Annotated in this window: 33 protein-coding genes and 2 pseudogenes; 32 read left to right on the forward strand and 3 right to left on the reverse strand. The window is 62.5% G+C overall.

Going from position 1 to position 21,934, the window contains the following annotated elements:
- Positions 1–3: 3 nt before the first annotated feature.
- The 13 genes from fusA (at position 4) to rpsQ (ending at position 8,858) form a co-directional block, all read left to right on the forward strand.
- Positions 4–2,106 carry an elongation factor G gene (fusA, locus tag LK409_RS20520; RefSeq protein ID WP_010927267.1) on the forward strand — a complete coding sequence of 701 codons (2,103 nt, stop codon included), beginning with the start codon at positions 4–6 and terminating at the stop codon, positions 2,104–2,106.
- Positions 2,107–2,182: 76 nt separating this feature from the next.
- Positions 2,183–3,373, forward strand: a complete 1,191-nt coding sequence (gene tuf / locus LK409_RS20525; RefSeq protein ID WP_003806883.1) for an elongation factor Tu — start codon at positions 2,183–2,185, stop codon at positions 3,371–3,373.
- Positions 3,374–3,436: 63 nt separating this feature from the next.
- Complete coding sequence (gene rpsJ / locus LK409_RS20530; protein ID WP_010927268.1) at positions 3,437–3,748, forward strand: 30S ribosomal protein S10; 312 nt, start codon at positions 3,437–3,439, stop codon at positions 3,746–3,748.
- Positions 3,749–4,099: 351 nt separating this feature from the next.
- A complete protein-coding gene (rplC, locus tag LK409_RS20535; RefSeq protein WP_010925687.1) occupies positions 4,100–4,789 on the forward strand; it encodes a 50S ribosomal protein L3 in 690 nt (229 codons plus the stop codon).
- Positions 4,790–4,793: 4 nt separating this feature from the next.
- Positions 4,794–5,411, forward strand: coding sequence for a 50S ribosomal protein L4 (gene rplD, locus LK409_RS20540; RefSeq protein WP_003806905.1), 618 nt, complete (start codon positions 4,794–4,796; stop codon positions 5,409–5,411).
- A complete protein-coding gene (rplW, locus tag LK409_RS20545) occupies positions 5,408–5,704 on the forward strand; it encodes a 50S ribosomal protein L23 (protein WP_003806906.1) in 297 nt (98 codons plus the stop codon). Before rplD ends, rplW begins: the two co-directional genes overlap by 4 nt.
- A complete protein-coding gene (gene rplB / locus LK409_RS20550) occupies positions 5,705–6,532 on the forward strand; it encodes a 50S ribosomal protein L2 (RefSeq protein ID WP_003806907.1) in 828 nt (275 codons plus the stop codon).
- A 12-nt stretch (positions 6,533–6,544) separates the two neighbouring features.
- A complete protein-coding gene (gene rpsS, locus LK409_RS20555; protein WP_003806908.1) occupies positions 6,545–6,820 on the forward strand; it encodes a 30S ribosomal protein S19 in 276 nt (91 codons plus the stop codon).
- A 3-nt stretch (positions 6,821–6,823) separates the two neighbouring features.
- Entirely contained in the window at positions 6,824–7,153 is a 330-nt protein-coding gene (rplV, locus tag LK409_RS20560; protein WP_010925688.1) for a 50S ribosomal protein L22, read from the forward strand.
- A gap of 9 nt (positions 7,154–7,162) precedes the next feature.
- Positions 7,163–7,954, forward strand: coding sequence for a 30S ribosomal protein S3 (rpsC, locus tag LK409_RS20565; protein ID WP_003806910.1), 792 nt, complete (start codon positions 7,163–7,165; stop codon positions 7,952–7,954).
- Positions 7,955–7,956: 2 nt separating this feature from the next.
- The gene (rplP, locus tag LK409_RS20570) at positions 7,957–8,373 is read left to right on the forward strand and encodes a 50S ribosomal protein L16 (protein ID WP_003806911.1); all 417 of its coding nucleotides are present in this window, start codon (positions 7,957–7,959) and stop codon (positions 8,371–8,373) included.
- Positions 8,374–8,383: 10 nt separating this feature from the next.
- Entirely contained in the window at positions 8,384–8,575 is a 192-nt protein-coding gene (rpmC, locus tag LK409_RS20575; protein ID WP_003806912.1) for a 50S ribosomal protein L29, read from the forward strand.
- A gap of 1 nt (position 8,576) precedes the next feature.
- Positions 8,577–8,858: a 30S ribosomal protein S17 gene (gene rpsQ, locus LK409_RS20580; protein ID WP_003806913.1), complete on the forward strand. Its 282-nt coding sequence runs from the start codon at positions 8,577–8,579 to the stop codon at positions 8,856–8,858.
- Positions 8,859–9,023: 165 nt separating this feature from the next.
- On the opposite strand, the pseudogene LK409_RS20585 reads toward rpsQ, so the two are convergent.
- Positions 9,024–9,887 (reverse strand): annotated as a pseudogene (locus LK409_RS20585) (alpha/beta fold hydrolase).
- 86 nt (positions 9,888–9,973) lie between these two features.
- On the reverse strand, positions 9,974–11,401 hold the full coding sequence (locus tag LK409_RS20590) for an NAD-dependent succinate-semialdehyde dehydrogenase (protein WP_010927269.1): 1,428 nt from the start codon (positions 11,399–11,401) through the stop codon (positions 9,974–9,976).
- Positions 11,402–11,521: 120 nt separating this feature from the next.
- Here LK409_RS20590 and LK409_RS20595 point away from each other — a divergent pair.
- The 19 genes and pseudogenes from LK409_RS20595 to rplQ all read left to right on the forward strand — a co-directional run.
- Positions 11,522–11,793, forward strand: a pseudogene (locus tag LK409_RS20595) (aspartyl/asparaginyl beta-hydroxylase domain-containing protein); the annotation flags it as partial.
- Between the two features lie 502 nt (positions 11,794–12,295).
- Entirely contained in the window at positions 12,296–12,664 is a 369-nt protein-coding gene (gene rplN / locus LK409_RS20600) for a 50S ribosomal protein L14 (protein WP_003806916.1), read from the forward strand.
- A 10-nt stretch (positions 12,665–12,674) separates the two neighbouring features.
- Positions 12,675–12,995 carry a 50S ribosomal protein L24 gene (gene rplX, locus LK409_RS20605; protein ID WP_003806917.1) on the forward strand — a complete coding sequence of 107 codons (321 nt, stop codon included), beginning with the start codon at positions 12,675–12,677 and terminating at the stop codon, positions 12,993–12,995.
- Between the two features lie 12 nt (positions 12,996–13,007).
- On the forward strand, positions 13,008–13,547 hold the full coding sequence (gene rplE / locus LK409_RS20610) for a 50S ribosomal protein L5 (RefSeq protein ID WP_003806918.1): 540 nt from the start codon (positions 13,008–13,010) through the stop codon (positions 13,545–13,547).
- A gap of 12 nt (positions 13,548–13,559) precedes the next feature.
- Positions 13,560–13,865, forward strand: a complete 306-nt coding sequence (gene rpsN / locus LK409_RS20615; protein ID WP_003806919.1) for a 30S ribosomal protein S14 — start codon at positions 13,560–13,562, stop codon at positions 13,863–13,865.
- A gap of 10 nt (positions 13,866–13,875) precedes the next feature.
- Positions 13,876–14,271, forward strand: coding sequence for a 30S ribosomal protein S8 (rpsH, locus tag LK409_RS20620; RefSeq protein WP_003806920.1), 396 nt, complete (start codon positions 13,876–13,878; stop codon positions 14,269–14,271).
- A 10-nt stretch (positions 14,272–14,281) separates the two neighbouring features.
- Entirely contained in the window at positions 14,282–14,815 is a 534-nt protein-coding gene (gene rplF, locus LK409_RS20625) for a 50S ribosomal protein L6 (protein ID WP_003806921.1), read from the forward strand.
- 21 nt (positions 14,816–14,836) lie between these two features.
- Entirely contained in the window at positions 14,837–15,199 is a 363-nt protein-coding gene (gene rplR, locus LK409_RS20630) for a 50S ribosomal protein L18 (protein ID WP_003806922.1), read from the forward strand.
- A gap of 15 nt (positions 15,200–15,214) precedes the next feature.
- Positions 15,215–15,739, forward strand: a complete 525-nt coding sequence (rpsE, locus tag LK409_RS20635; RefSeq protein ID WP_003806923.1) for a 30S ribosomal protein S5 — start codon at positions 15,215–15,217, stop codon at positions 15,737–15,739.
- Positions 15,740–15,742: 3 nt separating this feature from the next.
- Positions 15,743–15,928, forward strand: a complete 186-nt coding sequence (gene rpmD, locus LK409_RS20640; RefSeq protein ID WP_003806924.1) for a 50S ribosomal protein L30 — start codon at positions 15,743–15,745, stop codon at positions 15,926–15,928.
- Between the two features lie 9 nt (positions 15,929–15,937).
- On the forward strand, positions 15,938–16,378 hold the full coding sequence (rplO, locus tag LK409_RS20645; RefSeq protein WP_010927270.1) for a 50S ribosomal protein L15: 441 nt from the start codon (positions 15,938–15,940) through the stop codon (positions 16,376–16,378).
- A 14-nt stretch (positions 16,379–16,392) separates the two neighbouring features.
- Positions 16,393–17,718 carry a preprotein translocase subunit SecY gene (gene secY / locus LK409_RS20650; RefSeq protein WP_010927271.1) on the forward strand — a complete coding sequence of 442 codons (1,326 nt, stop codon included), beginning with the start codon at positions 16,393–16,395 and terminating at the stop codon, positions 17,716–17,718.
- A gap of 9 nt (positions 17,719–17,727) precedes the next feature.
- Positions 17,728–17,946: a translation initiation factor IF-1 gene (gene infA / locus LK409_RS20655; protein WP_003806927.1), complete on the forward strand. Its 219-nt coding sequence runs from the start codon at positions 17,728–17,730 to the stop codon at positions 17,944–17,946.
- A gap of 34 nt (positions 17,947–17,980) precedes the next feature.
- Positions 17,981–18,094: a 50S ribosomal protein L36 gene (gene rpmJ, locus LK409_RS20660; protein ID WP_003806928.1), complete on the forward strand. Its 114-nt coding sequence runs from the start codon at positions 17,981–17,983 to the stop codon at positions 18,092–18,094.
- Between the two features lie 41 nt (positions 18,095–18,135).
- The gene (rpsM, locus tag LK409_RS20665; protein ID WP_003806929.1) at positions 18,136–18,501 is read left to right on the forward strand and encodes a 30S ribosomal protein S13; all 366 of its coding nucleotides are present in this window, start codon (positions 18,136–18,138) and stop codon (positions 18,499–18,501) included.
- A 15-nt stretch (positions 18,502–18,516) separates the two neighbouring features.
- Positions 18,517–18,918, forward strand: coding sequence for a 30S ribosomal protein S11 (rpsK, locus tag LK409_RS20670; protein ID WP_003806930.1), 402 nt, complete (start codon positions 18,517–18,519; stop codon positions 18,916–18,918).
- 11 nt (positions 18,919–18,929) lie between these two features.
- On the forward strand, positions 18,930–19,553 hold the full coding sequence (rpsD, locus tag LK409_RS20675; protein WP_003806931.1) for a 30S ribosomal protein S4: 624 nt from the start codon (positions 18,930–18,932) through the stop codon (positions 19,551–19,553).
- Positions 19,554–19,767: 214 nt separating this feature from the next.
- Positions 19,768–20,754, forward strand: coding sequence for a DNA-directed RNA polymerase subunit alpha (locus LK409_RS20680; protein WP_003806932.1), 987 nt, complete (start codon positions 19,768–19,770; stop codon positions 20,752–20,754).
- Positions 20,755–20,912: 158 nt separating this feature from the next.
- A complete protein-coding gene (gene rplQ, locus LK409_RS20685) occupies positions 20,913–21,308 on the forward strand; it encodes a 50S ribosomal protein L17 (RefSeq protein WP_059565498.1) in 396 nt (131 codons plus the stop codon).
- Positions 21,309–21,436: 128 nt separating this feature from the next.
- On the opposite strand, the gene LK409_RS20690 is transcribed toward rplQ, so the two are convergent.
- Positions 21,437–21,916 carry an HIT family protein gene (locus LK409_RS20690; protein ID WP_255288054.1) on the reverse strand — a complete coding sequence of 160 codons (480 nt, stop codon included), beginning with the start codon at positions 21,914–21,916 and terminating at the stop codon, positions 21,437–21,439.
- Positions 21,917–21,934 lie beyond the last annotated feature (18 nt).

Consider the following 21,934-nt stretch of genomic DNA (forward strand, 5'->3'; position numbering starts at 1 on the left):
ACCATGGCCCGCAAAACCCCGATCGAGCGCTATCGCAACATTGGTATCTCTGCGCACATCGATGCAGGGAAAACCACCACCACCGAACGCATCCTGTTCTACACCGGCGTCAACCACAAACTTGGCGAAACCCATGACGGCTCGGCCACCATGGACTGGATGGAGCAAGAGCAAGAGCGTGGCATCACCATTACGTCGGCTGCTACGACGGCGTTTTGGCGTGGCATGGCCGGCAACTATCCCGAATACCGCATCAACATCATCGACACCCCGGGACACGTGGACTTCACCATCGAGGTGGAGCGTTCCATGCGCGTCCTGGACGGTGCCTGCATGGTGTACTGCGCGGTGGGCGGCGTGCAGCCGCAGTCCGAAACCGTGTGGCGCCAGGCCAACAAGTATGGCGTGCCCCGCCTGGCCTTCGTCAACAAGATGGACCGCACCGGCGCCAACTTCTTCAAGGTCTATGACCAGCTGAAGACGCGCCTGCGCGCCAACCCCGTGCCCATCGTGATCCCGATCGGCGCCGAAGACTCGTTCACCGGCGTGGTCGACCTGGTCAAGATGAAAGCGATCATCTGGGACGAGGCCAGCCAGGGCACCAAGTTCGAATACGGCGACATTCCGGCCGAGCTGGAAGGCACGGCCAACGAGTGGCGCGAGAAGCTGGTGGAAGCCGCCGCCGAGTCGTCCGAGGAACTGATGAACAAGTACCTCGAGACCGGTTCGCTGGACGAAGACGACATCAACGTCGCGCTGCGCCAGCGCACCATCGCTGGTGAAATCCAGCCGATGCTGTGCGGCACCGCGTTCAAGAACAAGGGCGTGCAGCGCATGCTCGACGCCGTGATCGACTATCTGCCTTCGCCGGCGGACATTCCCCCGGTCGACGGCCAGGACGACGATGGCAATCCCATCAAGCGCAGCGCCGACGATGCCGAGAAGTTCTCCGCGCTGGCGTTCAAGCTGATGAGCGATCCGTTCGTGGGTCAGCTGACCTTCGTGCGCGTGTATTCGGGCGTGCTGAAGTCGGGCGATACCGTCTACAACCCCATCAAGGGCAAGAAAGAGCGTATCGGTCGTTTGCTGCAGATGCATGCGAACAACCGCGAAGAGATCAAGGAAGTGCTGGCCGGCGACATCGCCGCCGTGGTGGGCCTGAAGGACGTCACCACCGGCGAGACGCTGTGCGATATCGATTCGCACATCCTGCTCGAGCGCATGGAGTTCCCCGAGCCCGTGATTTCGCAGGCCGTCGAACCCAAGTCGAAGGCCGACCAGGAAAAGATGGGCCTGGCGCTGTCGCGCCTGGCGCAGGAAGATCCGTCGTTCCGCGTGCGCAGCGACGAAGAATCCGGCCAGACCATCATTTCCGGTATGGGCGAACTGCACCTGGAAATCCTGGTCGATCGCATGCGTCGTGAATTCGGCGTGGAAGCCAACGTCGGCAAGCCGCAGGTGGCCTACCGCGAAACCATCCGCAAGAACTGCGACGAAGTGGAAGGCAAGTTCGTCAAGCAGTCGGGCGGCCGCGGCCAGTACGGCCACGTGGTGCTCAAGCTGGAACCCCTGCCCCCGGGCGGCGGCTACGAATTCGTGGACGCCATCAAGGGCGGCGTGGTGCCGCGCGAGTACATCCCGGCGGTCGACAAGGGCATCCAGGAAACGCTGCCCGCAGGCATCCTGGCCGGCTACCCGGTCGTGGACGTGAAGGCGACGCTGTTCTTCGGTTCGTACCACGATGTGGACTCGAACGAAAACGCGTTCAAGATGGCTGCTTCGATGGCCTTCAAGGAAGGCATGCGTCGCGCCAGCCCGGTCCTGCTGGAGCCGATGATGGCTGTGGAAGTGGAAACGCCGGAAGACTACGCCGGTACCGTGATGGGCGACCTGTCGTCCCGCCGCGGTATGGTGCAGGGCATGGACGACATTGTCGGCGGCGGCAAGACCATCAAGGCCGAGGTTCCCCTGGCCGAGATGTTCGGGTACGCCACCAACCTGCGTTCGCTCACGCAAGGTCGCGCCACCTACACGATGGAATTCAAGCATTACGCCGAAGCGCCCAAGAACGTCGCTGACGAAGTCATCGCCGCTCGGGGCAAGTAAGTAACCGTCGCCGCGCTTTCAGGTTGGAAGCGCGGCACAACAACCAAGTTTCCTTGAAAGTCAAAGGATAGAAATCATGGCAAAAGGCAAGTTTGAACGTACCAAGCCGCACGTGAACGTGGGTACGATTGGTCACGTTGACCACGGCAAAACGACGTTGACGGCGGCGATCACGACGGTGCTGTCGAACAAGTTCGGCGGCGAGGCTCGCGGCTACGACCAGATTGACGCGGCGCCGGAAGAGAAGGCGCGTGGGATCACGATCAACACCTCGCACGTTGAGTACGAGACGGAGACGCGTCACTACGCGCACGTTGATTGCCCGGGTCACGCTGACTACGTGAAGAACATGATCACGGGTGCTGCGCAGATGGACGGCGCGATCCTGGTGGTGTCGGCCGCAGACGGCCCGATGCCGCAGACGCGCGAGCACATTTTGCTGTCGCGCCAGGTTGGCGTGCCGTACATCATCGTGTTCCTGAACAAGGCGGACATGGTTGATGACGCGGAGCTGCTCGAGCTGGTGGAGATGGAAGTCCGCGAACTGCTGAGCAAGTACGATTTCCCGGGCGATGACACGCCGATCGTGAAGGGTTCGGCCAAGCTGGCGCTGGAAGGCGACAAGGGCGAACTGGGCGAGCAGGCGATTCTGTCGCTGGCGCAAGCGCTGGACACGTACATTCCGACGCCGGAGCGCGCGGTCGACGGTGCGTTCCTGATGCCGGTGGAAGACGTGTTCTCGATCTCGGGCCGTGGCACGGTGGTGACTGGCCGTATCGAGCGCGGCGTGGTGAAGGTTGGCGAGGAAATCGAAATCGTGGGTATCAAGCCGACGGTGAAGACGACCTGCACGGGCGTGGAGATGTTCCGCAAGCTGCTGGACCAGGGCCAGGCGGGCGACAACGTGGGTATCTTGCTGCGCGGCACCAAGCGTGAAGACGTCGAGCGTGGCCAGGTGCTGGCCAAGCCGGGTTCGATCAACCCGCACACGGACTTCACGGCCGAGGTGTACATTCTGTCCAAGGAAGAGGGCGGCCGTCACACGCCGTTCTTCAACGGCTATCGTCCGCAGTTCTACTTCCGCACGACGGACGTGACCGGCACGATCGACCTGCCGGCGGACAAAGAAATGGTGCTGCCGGGCGACAACGTGTCGATGACCGTCAAGCTGCTGGCCCCGATCGCCATGGAAGAAGGTCTGCGTTTCGCCATCCGTGAAGGCGGTCGTACCGTCGGCGCCGGCGTCGTCGCTAAGATCATCAAGTAAAGCAGTACCCAACCAGCGAGGGCGGTAGTCGCCGCCTTCGCTTTTCGTTCTTTAGGAAACGCCATGAAAAACCAAAAGATCCGCATCCGTCTGAAGGCTTTCGATTACAAGCTGATCGATCAGTCCGCAGCGGAGATTGTCGACACCGCCAAGCGTACCGGCGCTGTCGTGCGCGGTCCGGTTCCGCTGCCCACGCGTATCCGTCGTTACGACGTGCTGCGTTCGCCCCACGTCAACAAGACGTCGCGCGACCAGTTCGAGATCCATACCCATCAGCGCTTGATGGACATCGTGGATCCCACCGACAAGACCGTTGACGCGCTGATGCGTCTGGACCTGCCGGCTGGCGTCGACGTCGAGATCGCGTTGCAGTAAGACGTGTGCGGGTTGGCGCCCCTGTGGCGCAGCTCGTGAAAAATGGCCGCATTCCCCCGGGAGTGCGGCCATTTTGCTTTGGCGCGACAGCTCCGTCGCGGCGTCGGCGCCACAGTTTGCCTGCGGCACGGGCCTGTTTGGCTAAGTGCTTGTGTTGCCAGGAAAAAGCATGCTAATATGCGAGACTTGCCATTTTGTGGCGAGAGAAACTATGGGCGCGCGCAATAGGCCGCCAGCTGGCTTGTCGGCCAGCCGGGGTTTGATGCGGCGTTTACTTAGTCCTGTAGGGCGCTGGCCGTTACCCTGCGCCTGATTAGCCCCGACCAATCGCAGTCGGGAATGGAGAAAACAATGTCGAATTCGACGCCCACGCCCGCCGCCCATCGGCTGGGTCTGGTGGGTCGCAAGGTCGGCATGACCCGTATTTTCACGGAGGATGGCGAGTCCATCCCTGTGACGGTGCTGGACGTGTCGAACAACCGTGTGACCCAAGTCAAGTCCCTGGAATCCGACGGCTACGCCGCCATCCAAGTGACTTATGGCACCCGCCGCGCCACGCGCGTGGTCAAGCCGCAAGCCGGTCACTACGCCAAGGCTGGCGCGGAAGCCGGTAGCATCCTGAAGGAATTCCGCCTCGACCCCGCTCGCGCCGCCGAATTCGCGGCTGGTGCGGTCATCGCCGTGGAATCCGTGTTCGAAGCCGGCCAGCAGGTTGACGTGACGGGCACGAGCATCGGTAAGGGTTTCGCCGGTACGATCAAGCGCCACAACTTCGGTTCGCAGCGCGCCTCGCACGGTAACTCGCGCTCGCACCGCGTTCCTGGCTCGATCGGCCAGGCACAGGACCCGGGTCGCATTTTCCCCGGCAAGCGCATGTCCGGCCATATGGGTGATGTCACCCGCACCGTTCAAAACCTCGACGTGGTTCGCGTCGATGCCGAACGCGGCCTGCTGATGGTCAAGGGCGCTGTCCCGGGCCACGCCGGCGGTGATGTCATCGTGCGTCCGGCTGTCAAGGCGCCGGCCAAGAAGGGGGCGTAAGTAAATGGATCTCAAGCTCCTGAATGACCAAGGTCAGGCCGCTACGTTCAGCGCACCCGACACCATCTTCGGTCGCGACTTCAACGAAGCGCTGGTTCACCAGATCGTGGTGGCCTTCCAGGCCAATGCCCGCAGCGGCAACCGCGCTCAGAAGGACCGCGCCGAAGTCAAGCACTCCACCAAGAAGCCCTGGCGCCAGAAGGGTACCGGCCGCGCTCGCGCCGGTATGACCTCGTCGCCGCTGTGGCGTGGGGGTGGTCGCGCGTTCCCGAACTCGCCTGAAGAAAACTTCAGCCAGAAGGTCAACAAGAAGATGTACCGCGCCGGGATCCGCTCGATTCTGTCGCAGTTGGCCCGTGAAGACCGCGTCGCCGTCGTCGATACGTTCACGCTCGAATCGCCCAAGACCAAGCTGGCTGCCGCCAAGCTGAAGAGCCTGGGCCTGGATTCGGTCCTGATCATCACCGACAACGTCGATGAGAATGTTTATCTCGCCACCCGCAACCTGCCGCACGTTGCCGTGGTTGAGCCCCGCTATGCCGATCCGTTGTCGCTGATCCACTACAAGAAAGTGCTGATCACCAAGCCGGCCATCGCGCAACTCGAGGAGATGCTGGGATGAATGCCGAACGCTTGATGCAAGTCATTCTGGCGCCGATCGTGACCGAAAAGGCCACCTTCGTTGCCGAGAAAAATCAGCAAGTCGCTTTCCGTGTCGTGGCTGACGCTACCAAGCCGGAAATCAAGGCTGCCGTCGAACTGCTGTTCAAGGTGCAGGTCGAATCCGTGCAGGTCCTCAACCGTAAGGGCAAAGTCAAGCGCTTTGGCCGCTTCGTTGGTCGCCGCCGCAATGAGCGCAAGGCCTACGTCGCGCTCAAGGACGGCCAGGAAATCGACTTTGCGGAGGTGAAGTAAATGGCCCTCGTTAAAGTCAAACCGACCTCGGCTGGCCGCCGTGGCATGGTGAAGGTCGTCAGCCCGAAGCTGCACAAGGGTGCGCCTCACGCTGCGCTGCTCGAGAAGAAGACCCGTGGTTCGGGCCGTAACAACAACGGCCACATCACGGTTCGCCATCGTGGCGGCGGTCACAAGCAGCACTACCGCGTTGTCGACTTCCGTCGCAACAAGGATGGCATCCCGGCCAAGGTCGAGCGCCTGGAATACGACCCCAACCGTACCGCGCATATCGCACTGCTGTGCTATGCCGACGGCGAGCGTCGCTACATCATCGCGCCGCGCGGCCTGGAAGTGGGCGCCACGCTGATCTCGGGCATCGAAGCCCCGATCCGCGCCGGCAACACCCTGCCGATCCGCAACATTCCGGTGGGCACGACGATCCACTGCATCGAAATGATCCCTGGCAAGGGTGCCCAGATGGCCCGTTCGGCCGGCGCTTCCGCCGTCCTGATGGCCCGTGAAGGCACGTACGCCCAGGTGCGCCTGCGCTCCGGCGAAGTGCGCCGCGTGCACATCCAATGCCGCGCCACCATTGGCGAAGTCGGCAACGAAGAACATAGCCTGCGCCAGATTGGCAAGGCCGGCGCCATGCGCTGGCGTGGTGTTCGTCCGACGGTTCGTGGCGTTGCCATGAACCCGATCGATCACCCGCACGGTGGTGGTGAAGGCCGTACCGGCGAAGCTCGCGAACCGGTGAGCCCGTGGGGTACTCCGGCGAAGGGTTTCAAGACCCGCCGCAACAAGCGGACGAACAATATGATCGTCCAACGGCGCAAGCGCAAGTAAGAGGCGAACACTATGTCACGTTCGATCAAGAAAGGCCCGTTTGTCGACGCGCACCTGATCAAAAAGGTGGATGCGGCTGTCGCGGGCAAAGACAAGAAGCCGATCAAAACCTGGTCGCGTCGTTCCACGGTCCTGCCGGAATTCATCGGCCTGACGATTGCCGTCCACAACGGCCGCCAGCACGTTCCCGTTTACATCAACGAGAACATGGTCGGTCACAAGCTGGGCGAGTTCGCGCTGACCCGTACGTTCAAGGGTCACGCCGCGGACAAGAAGTCGAAGAGGTAAGCGATGGAAACTACTGCCATTATCCGTGGTGTTCACATCTCGGCTCAGAAGACCCGTCTGGTTGCGGACCTGATCCGCGGCAAGTCGGTGGCTCAAGCCCTGAACATCCTCACCTTCTCGCCCAAGAAGGCCGCCGTCATCCTGAAGAAGGCTGTCGAGTCGGCTATCGCCAACGCCGAGCACAACGACGGCGCCGATATCGACGAGTTGAAGGTCACCACCATTTTTGTGGACAAGGCTCAATCGATGAAGCGTTTCTCGGCTCGCGCCAAGGGCCGCGGTAACCGTATCGAGAAGCAGACCTGCCATATCACGGTCAAGGTCGGAGCTTAAGGAGTCACGATGGGTCAGAAAATTCACCCCACTGGGTTCCGTCTCGCGGTCACCCGTAATTGGACCTCGCGTTGGTTCGCCGACGACAAGGCTTTCGGCACCATGCTGGCCGAAGACATCCGCGTTCGCGAGTACCTGAAGAAGAAGCTGAAGAGCGCTTCCGTCGGTCGCGTCATCATCGAGCGTCCCGCCAAGAACGCCCGCATCACCGTTTACTCGGCCCGTCCGGGTGTGGTGATCGGCAAGCGCGGCGAGGACATCGAGAACCTGAAGGCCGATCTGCAGCGTCTGATGGGCGTGCCCGTGCACGTCAACATCGAGGAAATCCGCAAGCCGGAAACCGACGCCCAGCTGATCGCCGACTCGATCTCGCAGCAGCTCGAAAAGCGCATCATGTTCCGCCGCGCGATGAAGCGCGCCATGCAGAACGCCATGCGCCTGGGTGCTCAAGGCATCAAGATCATGAGCTCGGGCCGTCTGAACGGCATCGAAATCGCGCGCACCGAATGGTACCGCGAAGGCCGTGTACCGCTTCACACGCTGAAGGCGAACATCGACTACGGCACCTCGGAAGCCCACACCACCTATGGTGTGATTGGCATCAAGGTGTGGGTCTACAAGGGCGATATGCTGGCCAATGGCGAGCTGCCTCCCGAAGCCGCCACCCCGCGTGAAGAAGAGCGTCGTCCGCGCCGCGCCCCGCGTGGCGATCGTCCGGACGGTGCCCGTACCGGTCGTCCGGGTGGTCGTGGCCGTGGTCCCCGCAAGGCGGACGCGGCTCCGGCGCCTGAAGGAGAATAACCATGCTGCAACCCTCTCGCAGGAAGTACCGCAAAGAGCAGAAAGGCCGTAACACGGGCCTGGCTTCGCGCGGCACGCACGTTTCGTTCGGCGAGTTCGGCCTGAAGGCCACCGGCCGTGGCCGCCTGACCGCGCGTCAGATCGAAGCCGCTCGTCGCGCCATCAACCGTCACATCAAGCGTGGCGGCCGTATCTGGATCCGTATTTTCCCGGACAAGCCGATCTCGCAAAAGCCGGCCGAAGTCCGTATGGGTAACGGCAAGGGCAACCCCGAGTACTGGGTCGCCGAGATCCAGCCGGGCAAGGTGCTCTACGAAATGGAAGGGGTCAGTGAAGAACTGGCGCGCGAGGCGTTCCGCCTGGCCGCTGCCAAGCTGCCGATCTCGACCACGTTCGTCGCGCGTCATATCGGTGCTTAAGGAGTACTAAATGAAAGCCAGCGAACTCCGTTCCAAAGACGCCGCCGAGCTCGGCAAAGAGCTCGAGAGCCTGCTGAAGGCACAATTCGGTCTGCGTATGCAGAAGGCCACGCAGCAGCTTGCCAATACCAGCCAGCTGCGCAACGTGCGCCGCGACATCGCGCGCGTGCGTACCTTGCTGACCGAGAAGGCAGGGAAATAATATGAGCGAAACTCAAAACACTCAGGTTGCCAAGCGCCAGCGTACGCTGGTCGGCAAGGTTGTCAGCAACAAGATGGACAAGACGGTCGTCGTTCTGGTCGAACGCCGCGTCAAGCACCCCATCTTTGGCAAGATCATCATGCGTTCGGCCAAGTACAAGGCGCATGACGAGTCGAACCAATACAACGAAGGCGATACCGTCGAAATCGCGGAAGGCCGCCCCATCTCGCGCTCCAAAGCGTGGCGTGTGGTGCGTCTGGTCGAAGCGGCGCGCGTCATCTAAGTTGCACGCAGGATACCGGAGCGGCGAGCCGCTCCGGCATGAAACGGCAAGAGCCTGGCTCTTGCCGTTTTTTGTTCATCGAGCATTGCCGCGGCAAATGGGGCGGCCGGGAGCCTGTCCCCGCCGGGGCAGGCTCCTCGCCATACGCCAGAACGCTGATGCGCGTCAGGCGAGCGCGGCGGGTGCCGCGAGAAAATCGGCGATCGCCTGTATCTGCGCCGTGACGTTGAGCGCCGGGGCGTGGCCGCAGTCAGGAAAATCGATACGCCGGGCGCGTGGCCCGCGCTGCGTCATGGCGTGCGCGACCTCCGGCAACAGCAGGTCGGAGTCGGCGCCGCGCAGCAGCAATACGGGTATGCGCAGCGAGTCGTATTCGGACCAGCGCTCGTAGTCGGTGGGGTGATGGCGAAACTGGCCGACGATGGCCGGATCGTAGTGCGTGGTGACCCGTCCGTCGGGCAAGCGGCGTATCGAGGTTTCCGCCATGCGGCGCCATTGCGCATCGCTTAACCACCCGTAGGGCCGATAGGCCGAACACAGCCATGCTTCCAGTTCACCGACGGTGTCGAACGCGGGCGGTGCGCCCGCGTAGGCCAGGATGCGCTCGATGGCCGGCGCGGGAAGCGTGGGGCCGATATCGTTGAGCACCAGGTGCGTGATGCGTCCGCGCAGCGCGGTGGCGGCGCCGTGCATGCCGATGGCGCCTCCCATCGAAGTGCCGATCCAGCGCACCCCGGACAGGCCCAGCCGGTCGAGCAGCTCGCACGCCAGCGTGGCATAGAAATCCAGGCAGTACTCCTGCGCCGGCCGGGGGCTCCATTGCGACAGGCCCCGGCCTATCGTATCGGGGCAGATGATGCGGTACCGGTCGGCCAGGGCCTGTGCCAGGTCGTCGAAGTCACGGCCGGTGCGCGCCAGCCCGTGCTACATGACCAGCGGTGGCGCATCGCGGCGGCCCCATTCGACATAGTGCAGCTCGCGTCCGGCGCACCGCGCGTAGTGCGATGCAGGCAGATGTTGGCAGGACATGGTCTTTTCCCCGGTTGCGCCGGCTGGCCGGCCATGAAAAACCCCGCCGGATCGCGGCGGGGTTGGCCTGAGCCCGGAAGCCGGGATCAGATGTGCGTGATGTACTTCGTGACCAGGTAGCCGTCGAAGGTTTCCAGGCCGCCTTCGCTGCCGATGCCGCTGTCCTTGATGCCGCCGAAGGGCGTCTCGGCCAGCGCGCTGCCGAAGTGATTGATGTTGACCATGCCGGCCTCCAGGGCATTGGAGACCTTGGTTGCCGTCTTCAGCGAGTTGGTGAACACATACGAAGACAGGCCGAACGGCAGGCTGTTGGCGCGTCGCAGCACTTCGTCGGTGTCGGTGAAGCGCACCACAGGCGCCAGCGGGCCGAAGGGCTCTTCGGTCATCAGCATGGCGTTGTCGGGCAGCTCGGTGACCACGGTCGGGCTGAAGAAGTAGCCCTTGCGGTCCGGCGCGTCGCCGCCAAGCACCACCTTGCCGCCGTGCTTGAGCGCATCGTCGACGAAGGTGCTCATGGCGGGAACGCGGCGTTCGTGCGCCAGCGGACCCATGTCGGTGCCTTTCTCCAGGCCGTCGCCGACCTTGATGTTCTTGAGCACCTCGGTAAAGCGGGCCAGGAACTGCTCGTAGGCGCCGTTCTGCACATAGAAGCGGGTGGGCGACACGCATACCTGGCCGGCGTTGCGGACCTTGAAGCGCTCCAGCATTTCGGCGGCCCGGTCGACGTCGGCATCGTCGAACACCAGCACCGGCGAATGGCCGCCGAGCTCCATGGTGACGCGCTTCATGTGCGCGCCGGCCAGGGCGGCCAGTTGCTTGCCGACAGGCACGGAACCCGTGAACGACACCTTGCGCACGATGGGCGAGCGGATCAGGTAGTCGGAGATCTTGGCCGGTTCGCCCCAGACGATGTTCAGGCAGCCCTTGGGCAGGCCGGCTTCGTGGAACATGCGGGCGATCGCCATTACGGCGCTGGGGGAATCTTCCGGCCCCTTGAGCACCACCGTGCAGCCGGCGCCCAGCGCGGCGGCGATCTTGCGGATGGCCTGGTTGTACGGGAAGTTCCAGGGCGTGAACGCGGCGCATACGCCGATGGGCTCGCGCACCACGAACTGGCGGACATCCGGATTGCGCGGCGGGATCACGCGGCCGTAGATGCGGCGGCATTCTTCGGCATGCCAGTCGGCGTGCTCGGAGCAGGAAGCCACTTCGCCCACTGCTTCGGCCAAGGGCTTGCCCTGGTCCAGCGTCATGTTGCGGCCGATTTCCTGGGCGCGGTCGCGCGAGAGCTGGCCGACCTTGCGCAGGATGGCCGCGCGTTCCATGGGCGAGGTGCGCTTCCAGGTTTCGAAGGCGCGTTGCGCGGCGGCCAGGGCGCGGTCCAGGTCGGCTTCGGAGGCGTGCGGCAACTGGCCAAGCACCTCGAGCGTGGCCGGATTGACGACGTCCTGCGTGCGCCTGCCGTCGCCCGTCAGGAACTCGCCATCGATATACAGTGCCAACTGTTCATACATGCTTGTCAGTCCTCGCGAATTTATGGGGTGGTGGTGTTTTTTGCCGGTCTAAACCAGCTTGCCTCGTCGCGGGGGGGGGCCACTAGGAGCCGGGACCAGGGAGCCAATGATGCCGGCGCGCGCGAGCGGTTGCCCGCATTTCACGAAATCTCGCCGGACGTGGGCATGATCACCAACGACCATCAGTGGAAGACCTTCGTGTTCGTGGGGTATGGGATGCGCTCGGCCTGCAACCTGGCACGCTGTCCCCGGACCGCGCAGGCCCTGCTGCGCATTTCCGGATTGCCCACGGCGTTCTCGTCTCCATTCTCGAACCCGGCACGCGCATCCCCTTGCAGCGTGGCCCGTACAATGGCGTGCTGCGCCTGCATCTGGCCCTGATCGTGCCGCAGATGCCTGGGAGCGCCGGTGCCATGGACCAAAACAGGGCCACATCAGTGCGCCGCCTGCCGCGGCCGTGGGCGTTGGATTGAGCCGACAGTGCGGGGCAAATGTGCAAGGGCCTTGCATAGATTCGTTTGGCGGGGTAGAATTACCAGCTTTCCCAAATTGTTGGTTCGATTGGGCCGGTTTTGGTTGGACTTTCCGGGGTTCTAGGCTTGGGTTAAACGAAACGACCTGGGTGGAATGAGCCTTCGGGCCTGGCATAGCCAGGCAGGGCCAAGCGACAGGCAGGCGGCAGAAGCGCGGAGCGGGCAGGGTATCGGGCAACCGGTGTTTGCAGGCTCCTGGTTCGGCGGCCAGATCAGCTGGCAAGAGGGAAATTTCCGCAGGATTTCAACCCAGGGTCGTTCGTTGCCAGCAGGCTGCGCACGGACCTGACGGGACCAAAACTGGCAGGAAATGCGAACCTGGGAAGGGCGTGTTTTCAGTTAAGTTGGAACAGGAAAAATCATGATCCAAATGCAGACCACGCTGGACGTGGCCGACAACACTGGTGCGCGTGCTGTCATGTGCATCAAGGTGCTCGGTGGCTCCAAGCGCCGTTATGCCGGTATCGGCGACATCATCAAGGTGAGCGTCAAAGATGCGGCTCCGCGCGGACGCGTCAAGAAAGGCGAAATCTACAACGCTGTGGTGGTGCGTACCGCCAAGGGCGTGCGCCGCAAAGACGGTTCGCTGATCCGTTTCGGTGGCAATGCCGCCGTGTTGCTCAATGCCAAGCTGGAGCCGATCGGCACCCGCATCTTCGGACCCGTTACGCGTGAACTGCGTACCGAGCGGTTCATGAAGATCGTGTCGCTGGCCCCGGAAGTGCTGTAAGGAGCCCGCGATGAACAACATCCGTAAAGGCGACGAAGTCATCGTCCTGACCGGCCGCGACAAGAAGCGTCGCGGCACCGTGCTGGCCCGCGTTGACGCCGACCATGTGCTGGTCGAAGGCGTGAACGTCGTGAAGAAGCACGTCAAGGCCAACCCGATGGCCAACAATCCTGGCGGCATCGTCGAAAAGACCATGCCCATCCACGTTTCGAACGTGGCGCTGTTCAACCCGGCCACCGGCAAGGGCGACCGCGTCGGCGTGCAGGAAGTGGACGGTCGCAAGGTTCGCGTGTTCCGTTCCAATGGCGCCGTGGTCGGCGCCAAGGCGTAAGGGGCGACAGACATGTCTCGTTTGCAAGAGTTTTACAAGAGCAAGGTCGTTGCCGACCTGCAGGCCAAGTTCGGCTACAAGTGCGTGATGGAAGTGCCCCGCATCACCAAGATCACCCTGAACATGGGTGTCTCGGAAGCGGTCGCCGACAAGAAGGTCATCGAGCACGCTGTTTCCGACCTGACCAAGATCTCCGGCCAGAAGCCCGTGGTGACCAAGACCCGCAAGGCTATTGCCGGGTTCAAGATCCGCGAAAACTATCCGATCGGTTGCATGGTCACGCTGCGTGGTCAGCGCATGTACGAATTCCTGGATCGCCTGGTTGCGGTCGCGCTGCCGCGCGTGCGTGACTTCCGCGGCATCTCGGGTCGTGCGTTCGACGGCCGTGGCAACTACAACATCGGGGTGAAAGAGCAAATCATCTTCCCCGAAATCGAATACGACAAGATCGACGCGCTGCGTGGGCTGAACATCAGCATCACCACCACCGCCAAGACTGACGACGAAGCCAAGGCGCTGTTGACGGCCTTCAGCTTCCCGTTCCGTAACTAAGGGGCTGATGACGTGGCTAAACTCTCCCTCATCAATCGTGATATCAAGCGCGCCAAGCTGGCTGACAAGTATGCCGCCAAGCGCGCCGAATTGAAGGCGATCATCGACGACCAGTCGAAGACCGACGAAGAACGTTACCAAGCTCGGCTCAAGCTGCAACAGCTGCCGCGCAATGCCAACCCCACTCGCCAACGCAATCGTTGCGTGGTTACCGGTCGTCCGCGCGGCGTGTTCCGCAAGTTCGGCCTGACCCGCCACAAATTGCGTGAAATGGCGATGAAGGGCGAAGTTCCCGGCATGACCAAGGCCAGCTGGTAGGAGAACGAATATGAGCATGAGCGATCCCATCGCCGATATGCTGACTCGCATTCGCAATGCGCAGCAAGTTGACAAAACCACGGTGACCATGCCCGCCTCGAAGCTGAAAGTGGCCATTGCCACCGTGCTGAAAGACGAAGGCTACATCGATGGCTATTCGGTCAAGGGCACCCAGGCCAAGCCTGAGCTCGAGATCACCCTGAAGTACTACGCCGGCCGTCCGGTCATCGAGCGCATCGAACGCGTCTCGCGCCCCGGTCTGCGTATCTACAAGGGCCGCACCAGCATTCCTCAGGTCATGAACGGCCTGGGCGTGGCTATCGTTTCGACCTCGCGCGGCGTGATGACCGACCGCAAGGCTCGCGCCAATGGCGTGGGCGGCGAAGTCCTGTGCTACGTGGCCTAAGGAGAGTCGAATGTCACGTATCGCTAAATACCCGGTAGAACTGCCCAAGGGTGTTGAAGCCAGCATCCAGCCGGACCAGATTACCGTCAAGGGCCCGCTGGGCACCTTGGTGCAATCGCTGACTGGCGACGTCAACGTCGCCCAGGAAGACGGCAAGCTGACCTTTGTCGTTGCCAACGACAGCCGCCATGCCAACGCGATGTCGGGCACCTTGCGCGCCCTGGTCGCCAACATGGTGACCGGCGTGAGCAAGGGCTTCGAACGCAAGCTGAACCTGGTCGGCGTGGGTTACCGCGCCCAGATTCAAGGCGACGCGGTCAAGCTGCAGCTGGGTTTTTCGCACGATGTCGTGCACCAGCTGCCCGCCGGCGTCAAGGCCGAATGCCCCACCCAGACGGAAATCGTCATCAAGGGCCCGAACAAGCAAGTCGTCGGTCAGGTGGCCGCTGAAATTCGCAAGTACCGTGAACCTGAGCCCTATAAGGGCAAGGGTGTGCGCTACGCGGACGAACGCGTCGTCATCAAAGAAACCAAGAAGAAATAACGGCGCACGCAAGGACGAATCATGGACAAAAAAGTTTCCCGTTTGCGTCGTGCGGTTCCGACCCGCCGGAAGATTGCGCAGCTGCGAGTGCATCGCCTGTCGGTTTTCCGCTCGAACCTGCACATCTACGCCAACATCATTTCGCCGGAAGGCGATCGCGTGCTGGTCAGCGCCTCGACGCTGGAAGCCGAAGTTCGCGCGCAGCTGGGCGGCGCTGGCAAGGGTGGCAACGCCACCGCCGCCGCGCTGGTGGGCAAGCGTGTTGCCGAGAAGGCCAAGGCCGCCGGCATCGAGCTGGTTGCCTTCGATCGCTCGGGTTTTCGTTACCATGGCCGCGTGAAAGCGTTGGCCGAAGCCGCGCGCGAAGCCGGCCTGAAGTTCTAAGCGAGGATCTGTCAAATGGCTACTAAAGTACAAGGCAAGCACGCCGCGGAAAAAGAGAACGACGACGGTCTGCGCGAGAAGATGATCGCGGTCAACCGCGTGAGCAAAGTGGTCAAGGGTGGTCGCACCATGAGCTTTGCCGCGTTGTCCGTGGTGGGCGATGGCGATGGCCGTATCGGCATGGGCAAGGGCAAGGCGCGTGAAGTGCCGGTGTCGGTTCAGAAGGCAATGGAACAGGCCCGCCGCGGCATGTTCAAGGTCGCCCTGAAGAACGGCACGCTGCACCATACCGTGGTGGGCAAGCACGGCGCCTCGACGGTGCTGATTTCGCCGGCCGCTGAAGGTACCGGCGTGATTGCCGGCGGTCCGATGCGCGCTATTTTCGAAGTGATGGGTGTGCGTAACGTGGTTGCCAAGAGCCTGGGCTCGAGCAACCCCTACAACCTGGTTCGCGCCACGTTGAATGGTCTGCGTGCTTCCCTGACCCCGGCGGAAGTTGCTGCCAAGCGCGGCAAGTCCGTCGAAGAGATCCTGGGGTAAATCATGGCTCAGAAGCAGATCAAAGTTACGCTCGTGCGCTCCGTGATCGGCACCAAGCAATCCCACCGCGACACCATTCGCGGCCTGGGCCTGCGCCGTATCAACAGCAGCCGCGTGCTGGTCGACACGCCCGAGGTGCGCGGGATGATCCACAAGGTGGGTTACCTCGTCTCCGTCTCGGAAGCCTAAGGAATCACGATGTCGGATATTCAACTCAATACGCTGAAGCCCGCCGAGGGCAGCAAGCACGCCAAGCGCCGCGTCGGCCGTGGCATCGGCTCGGGCCTGGGCAAGACCGCCGGCCGTGGCCACAAGGGCCAGAAGTCGCGTTCGGGCGGCTTCCACAAGGTTGGCTTCGAAGGCGGCCAGATGCCGTTGCAGCGTCGCTTGCCCAAGCGCGGCTTCACGCCGCTGGGTCAGCACCTGTACGCTGAAGTGCGCCCGTCCGAGCTGCAATTGATGGAAGCCGAGGAAATCGACGTCCAGGCGCTCAAGGCAGCCGGTGTGGTTGGCCAAAGCGTGCGTTACGCCAAGGTCATCAAGTCGGGTGAACTCTCGCGCAAGGTGGTGCTTCGCGGCATTACCGCGACGGCCGGCGCTCGCGCCGCCATCGAAGCCGCGGGCGGCTCGCTTGCTTGAACGCGAGGTGACGAGTGGCTAAAGCGCAGGCTCTGGGCAAAACCGGTGCACGGTACGGCGATCTGAAACGCCGTCTCGTGTTCCTGGTGCTCGCCTTGGTGGTTTACCGCCTCGGTACCCACATCCCCGTGCCGGGCATCAACCCGGACGCGTTGGCGGACCTGTTCCGCCAGCACGAGGGTGGGATCCTGGGCCTGTTCAACATGTTCTCGGGTGGAGCGCTGTCGCGTTTTTCCATCTTCGCCCTGGGGATCATGCCGTACATTTCGGCATCCATCATCATGCAGTTGATGTCGGTGGTGGTGCCGTCGCTGGAAGCGCTCAAGAAAGAGGGCGAGGCCGGCCGTCGGAAGATTACCCAGTACACCCGCTACGGCACGGTCGTGCTGGCGCTGGTGCAGGCGGTGGGCATTTCGGTGGCGCTGGAGTCCCAGCCGGGGCTGGTCATCGATCCGGGCATGTTGTTCCGCTTCACGACAGTGGTCACGTTGGTTACCGGCACCATGTTCGTCATGTGGCTGGGCGAGCAGATCACCGAGCGCGGGCTGGGCAATGGCATCTCGATCCTGATCTTCGCCGGTATCGTCGCGGGCTTGCCCTCGGCGCTGGCGGGGCTGCTGGACCTGGTGCGGACGAACTCGATGTCGGTGCTGTCGGCGCTGTTCATCGTGGCCCTGGTCGTGCTGGTTACCGCCTTCGTGGTGTTCGTGGAACGCGGACAGCGCAAGATCACGGTGAACTATGCCAAGTGCCAGGTGGGCAACAAGGTGTATGGGGGCCAGAGCTCGCATCTGCCGCTCAAGCTGAACATGGCCGGGGTGATTCCGCCGATCTTCGCGTCGTCGATCATTCTGTTCCCGGCCACGATCACCAGCTGGTTCTCGAGCGGTGAACGCATGGCCTGGCTGCATGACCTTGCTGCCGCGCTCGAGCCTCGTCAACCGCTGTACATCACGCTGTATTCGGTCGCGATCATTTTCTTCTGCTTTTTCTACACGGCCCTGGTGTTCAACAGCCGCGAAACTGCAGACAACCTGAAGAAGAGCGGCGCTTTCGTTCCGGGCATCCGTCCGGGCGAGCAGACCGCGCGTTACATTGACAAGATTCTGATGCGCTTGACGCTGGCTGGTGCGATTTACATCACGCTGGTGTGCTTGCTGCCGGAATTCCTGGTGATGCGTTGGAATGTGCCGTTCTACTTCGGTGGTACGTCCCTGTTGATTATTGTCGTGGTGACGATGGATTTCATGGCGCAAGTACAGGCCTACATGATGTCTCACCAATACGACTCGCTGCTCAAGAAGGCGAACTTCAAGGGCTCGGGTTTGCCGATGCGGTAAGCAAAGAGAATGTCTAAGGACGACGTCATCCAGATGCAAGGAGAGGTTCTTGAGAACCTCCCCAACGCGACCTTCCGCGTCAAGCTCGAAAACGGCCACGTGGTGTTGGGCCATATTTCCGGCAAGATGCGTATGCATTACATCCGGATTCTGCCCGGCGACAAGGTCACAGTGGAGCTCACGCCCTATGACCTCACGCGAGCCAGAATTGTTTTCCGCTCCAAGTGAAGCGGACCGGATTACGGAAAATTAGGAGTCAACCATGAAAGTAATGGCATCGGTTAAGCGGATCTGCCGCAACTGCAAAGTTATCAAACGTCACGGCGTGGTGCGTGTCATCTGCACCGACCCGCGTCACAAGCAGCGTCAAGGCTAACCCAGATAGCGGTACGCAACGGATTTATTCAAGGAACAGTCATGGCCCGTATTGCTGGCATTAACATTCCGCCGCAACAGCACGCCGAGATCGGCCTGACCGCCATTTTTGGCATCGGTCGTACGCGCGCCCGCAAGATCTGCGAAGCTGCTGGTGTGCCCGTTACCAAAAAGGTCAAGGATCTGACCGACGCCGAGCTGGAGCGCATCCGTGAACACATTGGCGTGTTCGCGGTTGAAGGCGACCTGCGTCGTGAAGTTCAGCTCTCGATCAAGCGTTTGATCGACCTGGGAACCTACCGCGGCATGCGCCACAAGCGTGGCCTGCCCGTGCGCGGCCAGCGCACCCGCACCAACGCCCGCACCCGCAAGGGCCCGCGTCGTGCTGCTGCGTCCCTGAAGAAATAATCGAGGATCTAGATTATGGCGAAAGCTTCCACCAGCGGCGCTTCGCGCGTACGCAAAAAGGTCAAGAAGAACGTCTCGGACGGCATCGCGCACGTTCACGCTTCGTTCAACAACACCATCATCACCATCACCGACCGCCAGGGCAATGCCCTGTCGTGGGCGACGTCGGGTGGCGCAGGCTTCAAGGGCTCGCGCAAGTCGACGCCGTTCGCCGCGCAGGTCGCCGCTGAGACGGCTGGTCGCGTTGCCATGGAATATGGCATCAAGACCCTCGAAGTGCGTATCAAGGGCCCCGGCCCCGGCCGCGAATCGTCGGTGCGCGCGCTCAATGCGCTGGGCATCAAGATTTCGAGCATCGCCGACATCACGCCCGTTCCGCACAACGGCTGCCGTCCGCCGAAGCGTCGTCGTATCTAAAGGGAATCCACATGGCACGTTATATTGGACCCAAATGCAAGCTCTCGCGCCGCGAGGGTACCGACCTGTTCCTGAAGAGCGCGCGCCGCTCGCTGGATTCCAAGTGCAAGCTGGATTCCAAGCCGGGCCAGCATGGCCGCACCTCGGGTGCCCGTACTTCGGACTACGGTCTGCAGCTGCGCGAGAAGCAGAAGCTCAAGCGCATGTACGGCGTTCTGGAAAAGCAGTTCCGCAAGTACTTCGTTGAAGCCGAGCGCCGTCGTGGCAACACCGGCGAAACGCTGATCCAGCTGCTCGAATCGCGCCTGGACAACGTCGTCTACCGCATGGGCTTCGGCTCGACGCGCGCGGAAGCCCGTCAGCTGGTGAGCCACCGCGCCATCGAGCTGAACGGCCACACCGCCGACATCGCGTCGATGCTGGTCAAGGCCGGCGACGTGATCTCGATTCGCGAGAAGGCCAAGAAGCAAGGCCGCATCCGCGAATCGCTGGATCTGGCTGCCAGCATCGGCCTGCCCCAGTGGGTGGAAGTCGACGCCAGCAAGATGACCGGTACGTTCAAGTCGGCCCCCGATCGCGCTGACGTCGCCCGCGACGTCAACGAGTCGATGGTCGTCGAACTGTACTCGCGTTGATCGCCGCGCGCCGCCGCCCTCGGGATGGCGGTGCTGTGGTGGCTGTGCGAACCGTTTGCCTCACCCGCGCCAGCCCGCTTTCGCCATTTTGGCGGGGCGGGCTTTGCGGTAGAAACGGCGGCCGCTTTCGGGCCGCGGTTTATGCGTAGTTTCACTTAATTCCATCAGCCTTATCGGTGTAACGAGCCGAGGGTATTGAAAAGGAAAACAGTACATGTCCACTCAAGGTTTTCTGAAGCCGCGTTCCATCGAAGTCGAACCGGTCGGGGCGCATCACGCCAAGATCGTGATGGAGCCGTTCGAGCGCGGCTACGGCCATACGCTGGGCAACGCCCTGCGCCGCATCCTGCTGTCGTCGATGACCGGCTACGCGCCGACCGAAGTGCAGATGACCGGCGTGGTGCACGAATATTCGACCATTGCCGGTGTTCGCGAAGATGTCGTCGACATCCTGCTGAACCTCAAGGGCGTGGTGTTCAAGCTGCACAACCGCGACGAAGTGACCCTGGTGCTGCGCAAGAATGGCGCCGGCGCCGTGGTGGCCAGCGATATCGAGCTGCCGCACGACGTCGAGATCATCAATCCGGATCACCTGATCTGCAATCTGACCGACGCCGGCAAGATCGAAATGCAGGTCAAGGTCGAGAAGGGCCGCGGCTATGTGCCGGGCAACGTGCGCGCGCTGTCGGAAGATCGCACGCACACGATCGGCCGCATCGTGCTGGACGCTTCGTTCAGCCCCGTGCGCCGTGTCAGCTATGCCGTCGAAAGCGCTCGCGTCGAGCAGCGTACCGACCTGGACAAGCTGGTGCTGGACATCGAAACCAACGGCGTGATCTCGCCCGAGGAAGCGGTGCGCCAGGCTGCCCGCATCCTGATGGACCAGATCTCGGTGTTCGCGGCGCTGGAAGGCGCGGGCGATGCGTACGAGCCGCCGGTGCGCGGTACGCCGCAGATCGATCCGGTGCTGCTGCGCCCGGTCGACGATCTGGAACTGACGGTGCGTTCGGCCAACTGCCTGAAGGCCGAGAACATCTACTACATCGGCGACCTGATCCAGCGTACCGAGAACGAACTGCTCAAGACCCCGAACCTGGGCCGCAAGTCGCTCAACGAGATCAAGGAAGTGCTGGCCGCACGCGGCCTGACCCTTGGCATGAAGCTGGAAAACTGGCCCCCGCTGGGCCTCGAGCGCCCGTAAGCAGTCAAGCGCGGTGGGCGCGCCATGCGCCCGCCGCGATGTTTTCATGCATCGGAAGGTGCATACTTTTTCCACCGGACCGCGGCCTGTCACAGACCGATAGAAGAGCCGGATAACCCGATGGCGGAAACGCCGTCCTTAGATTCAAAGGAAATATCATGCGTCACGGTAATGGCTTGCGTAAGCTCAACCGCACCAGCAGTCACCGTCTTGCCATGTTCCGCAACATGGCCGTTTCGCTGATCACGCACGAAGCGATCAAGACCACGCTGCCGAAGGCGAAAGAACTGCGCCGCGTCATCGAACCCCTGATCACGCTGGGCAAGGAGCCCACCCTCGCGAACAAGCGTCTGGCGTTTGCCCGTCTGCGCGATCGCGACGCGGTGGTCAAGCTGTTCGCCGAAATCGGTCCGCGCTACGCGAACCGCAACGGCGGCTATACCCGCGTGCTGAAGATGGGCTTCCGTCAAGGCGACAACGCGCCCATGGCTTTCATGGAGCTGGTTGACCGTCCGGAAGTGGATGTATCCGAAGCGGACAGCGACGCCGAGTGAATCCGGCAGCGCGGAAAGCGGCAAGGGCGGGTCTTCGGACCCGCCCTTGCTTTTTGCGGCGCGCGCAGGTCTTGCGCCGGCCCGGCCGCGGCGGCCAACGGCGCCGATTGCGGCAGGGCGAGGGGCCTTCAGGCCTTGGTCAAGGCGGCGCGCAGATCCTGCGCCACCGACGCGAGCTGTTCGGGCGGTGACTGCGGCGGCATGACGAAGGTCAGGTCTTTCTGTTCGATGTACTGAGTGGACGTGACGTCCTGCGGATGGTGCATCGGAATCAGGTGGGCATGGGCATGCGCCACGTGGATGCCGGTGAAGGCGAAACCGACCCGTTCGACCGAATACAGGCGCTTCATGTGGCGGGCCAGACGCTGGCCCAGATTCAGGATATGTCCGGCGAGATCGGCAGGCATGTCCTCGAAATACGGGTAGTGCTGGCGGGGAATGATCAGAACATGGCCCGGCCGCACGGGATGGATGTCCAGGAACGCGAGCAGGCGGCTGTCCTGGTGGATGACGTGGGCCGGGATCTCCTCGCGGGAAATGCGGCAGAACAGGCAATCGTGCGACATGTCTGGCAGTCTCCTTGTTGGTCGGGCGCGGCGCAGGAACATACCCGCCGATCGTTATCG

The sequence above is a fragment of the Bordetella parapertussis genome (genome assembly GCF_020735925.1).
GTDB classification, from domain to species: domain Bacteria; phylum Pseudomonadota; class Gammaproteobacteria; order Burkholderiales; family Burkholderiaceae_B; genus Bordetella; species Bordetella pertussis.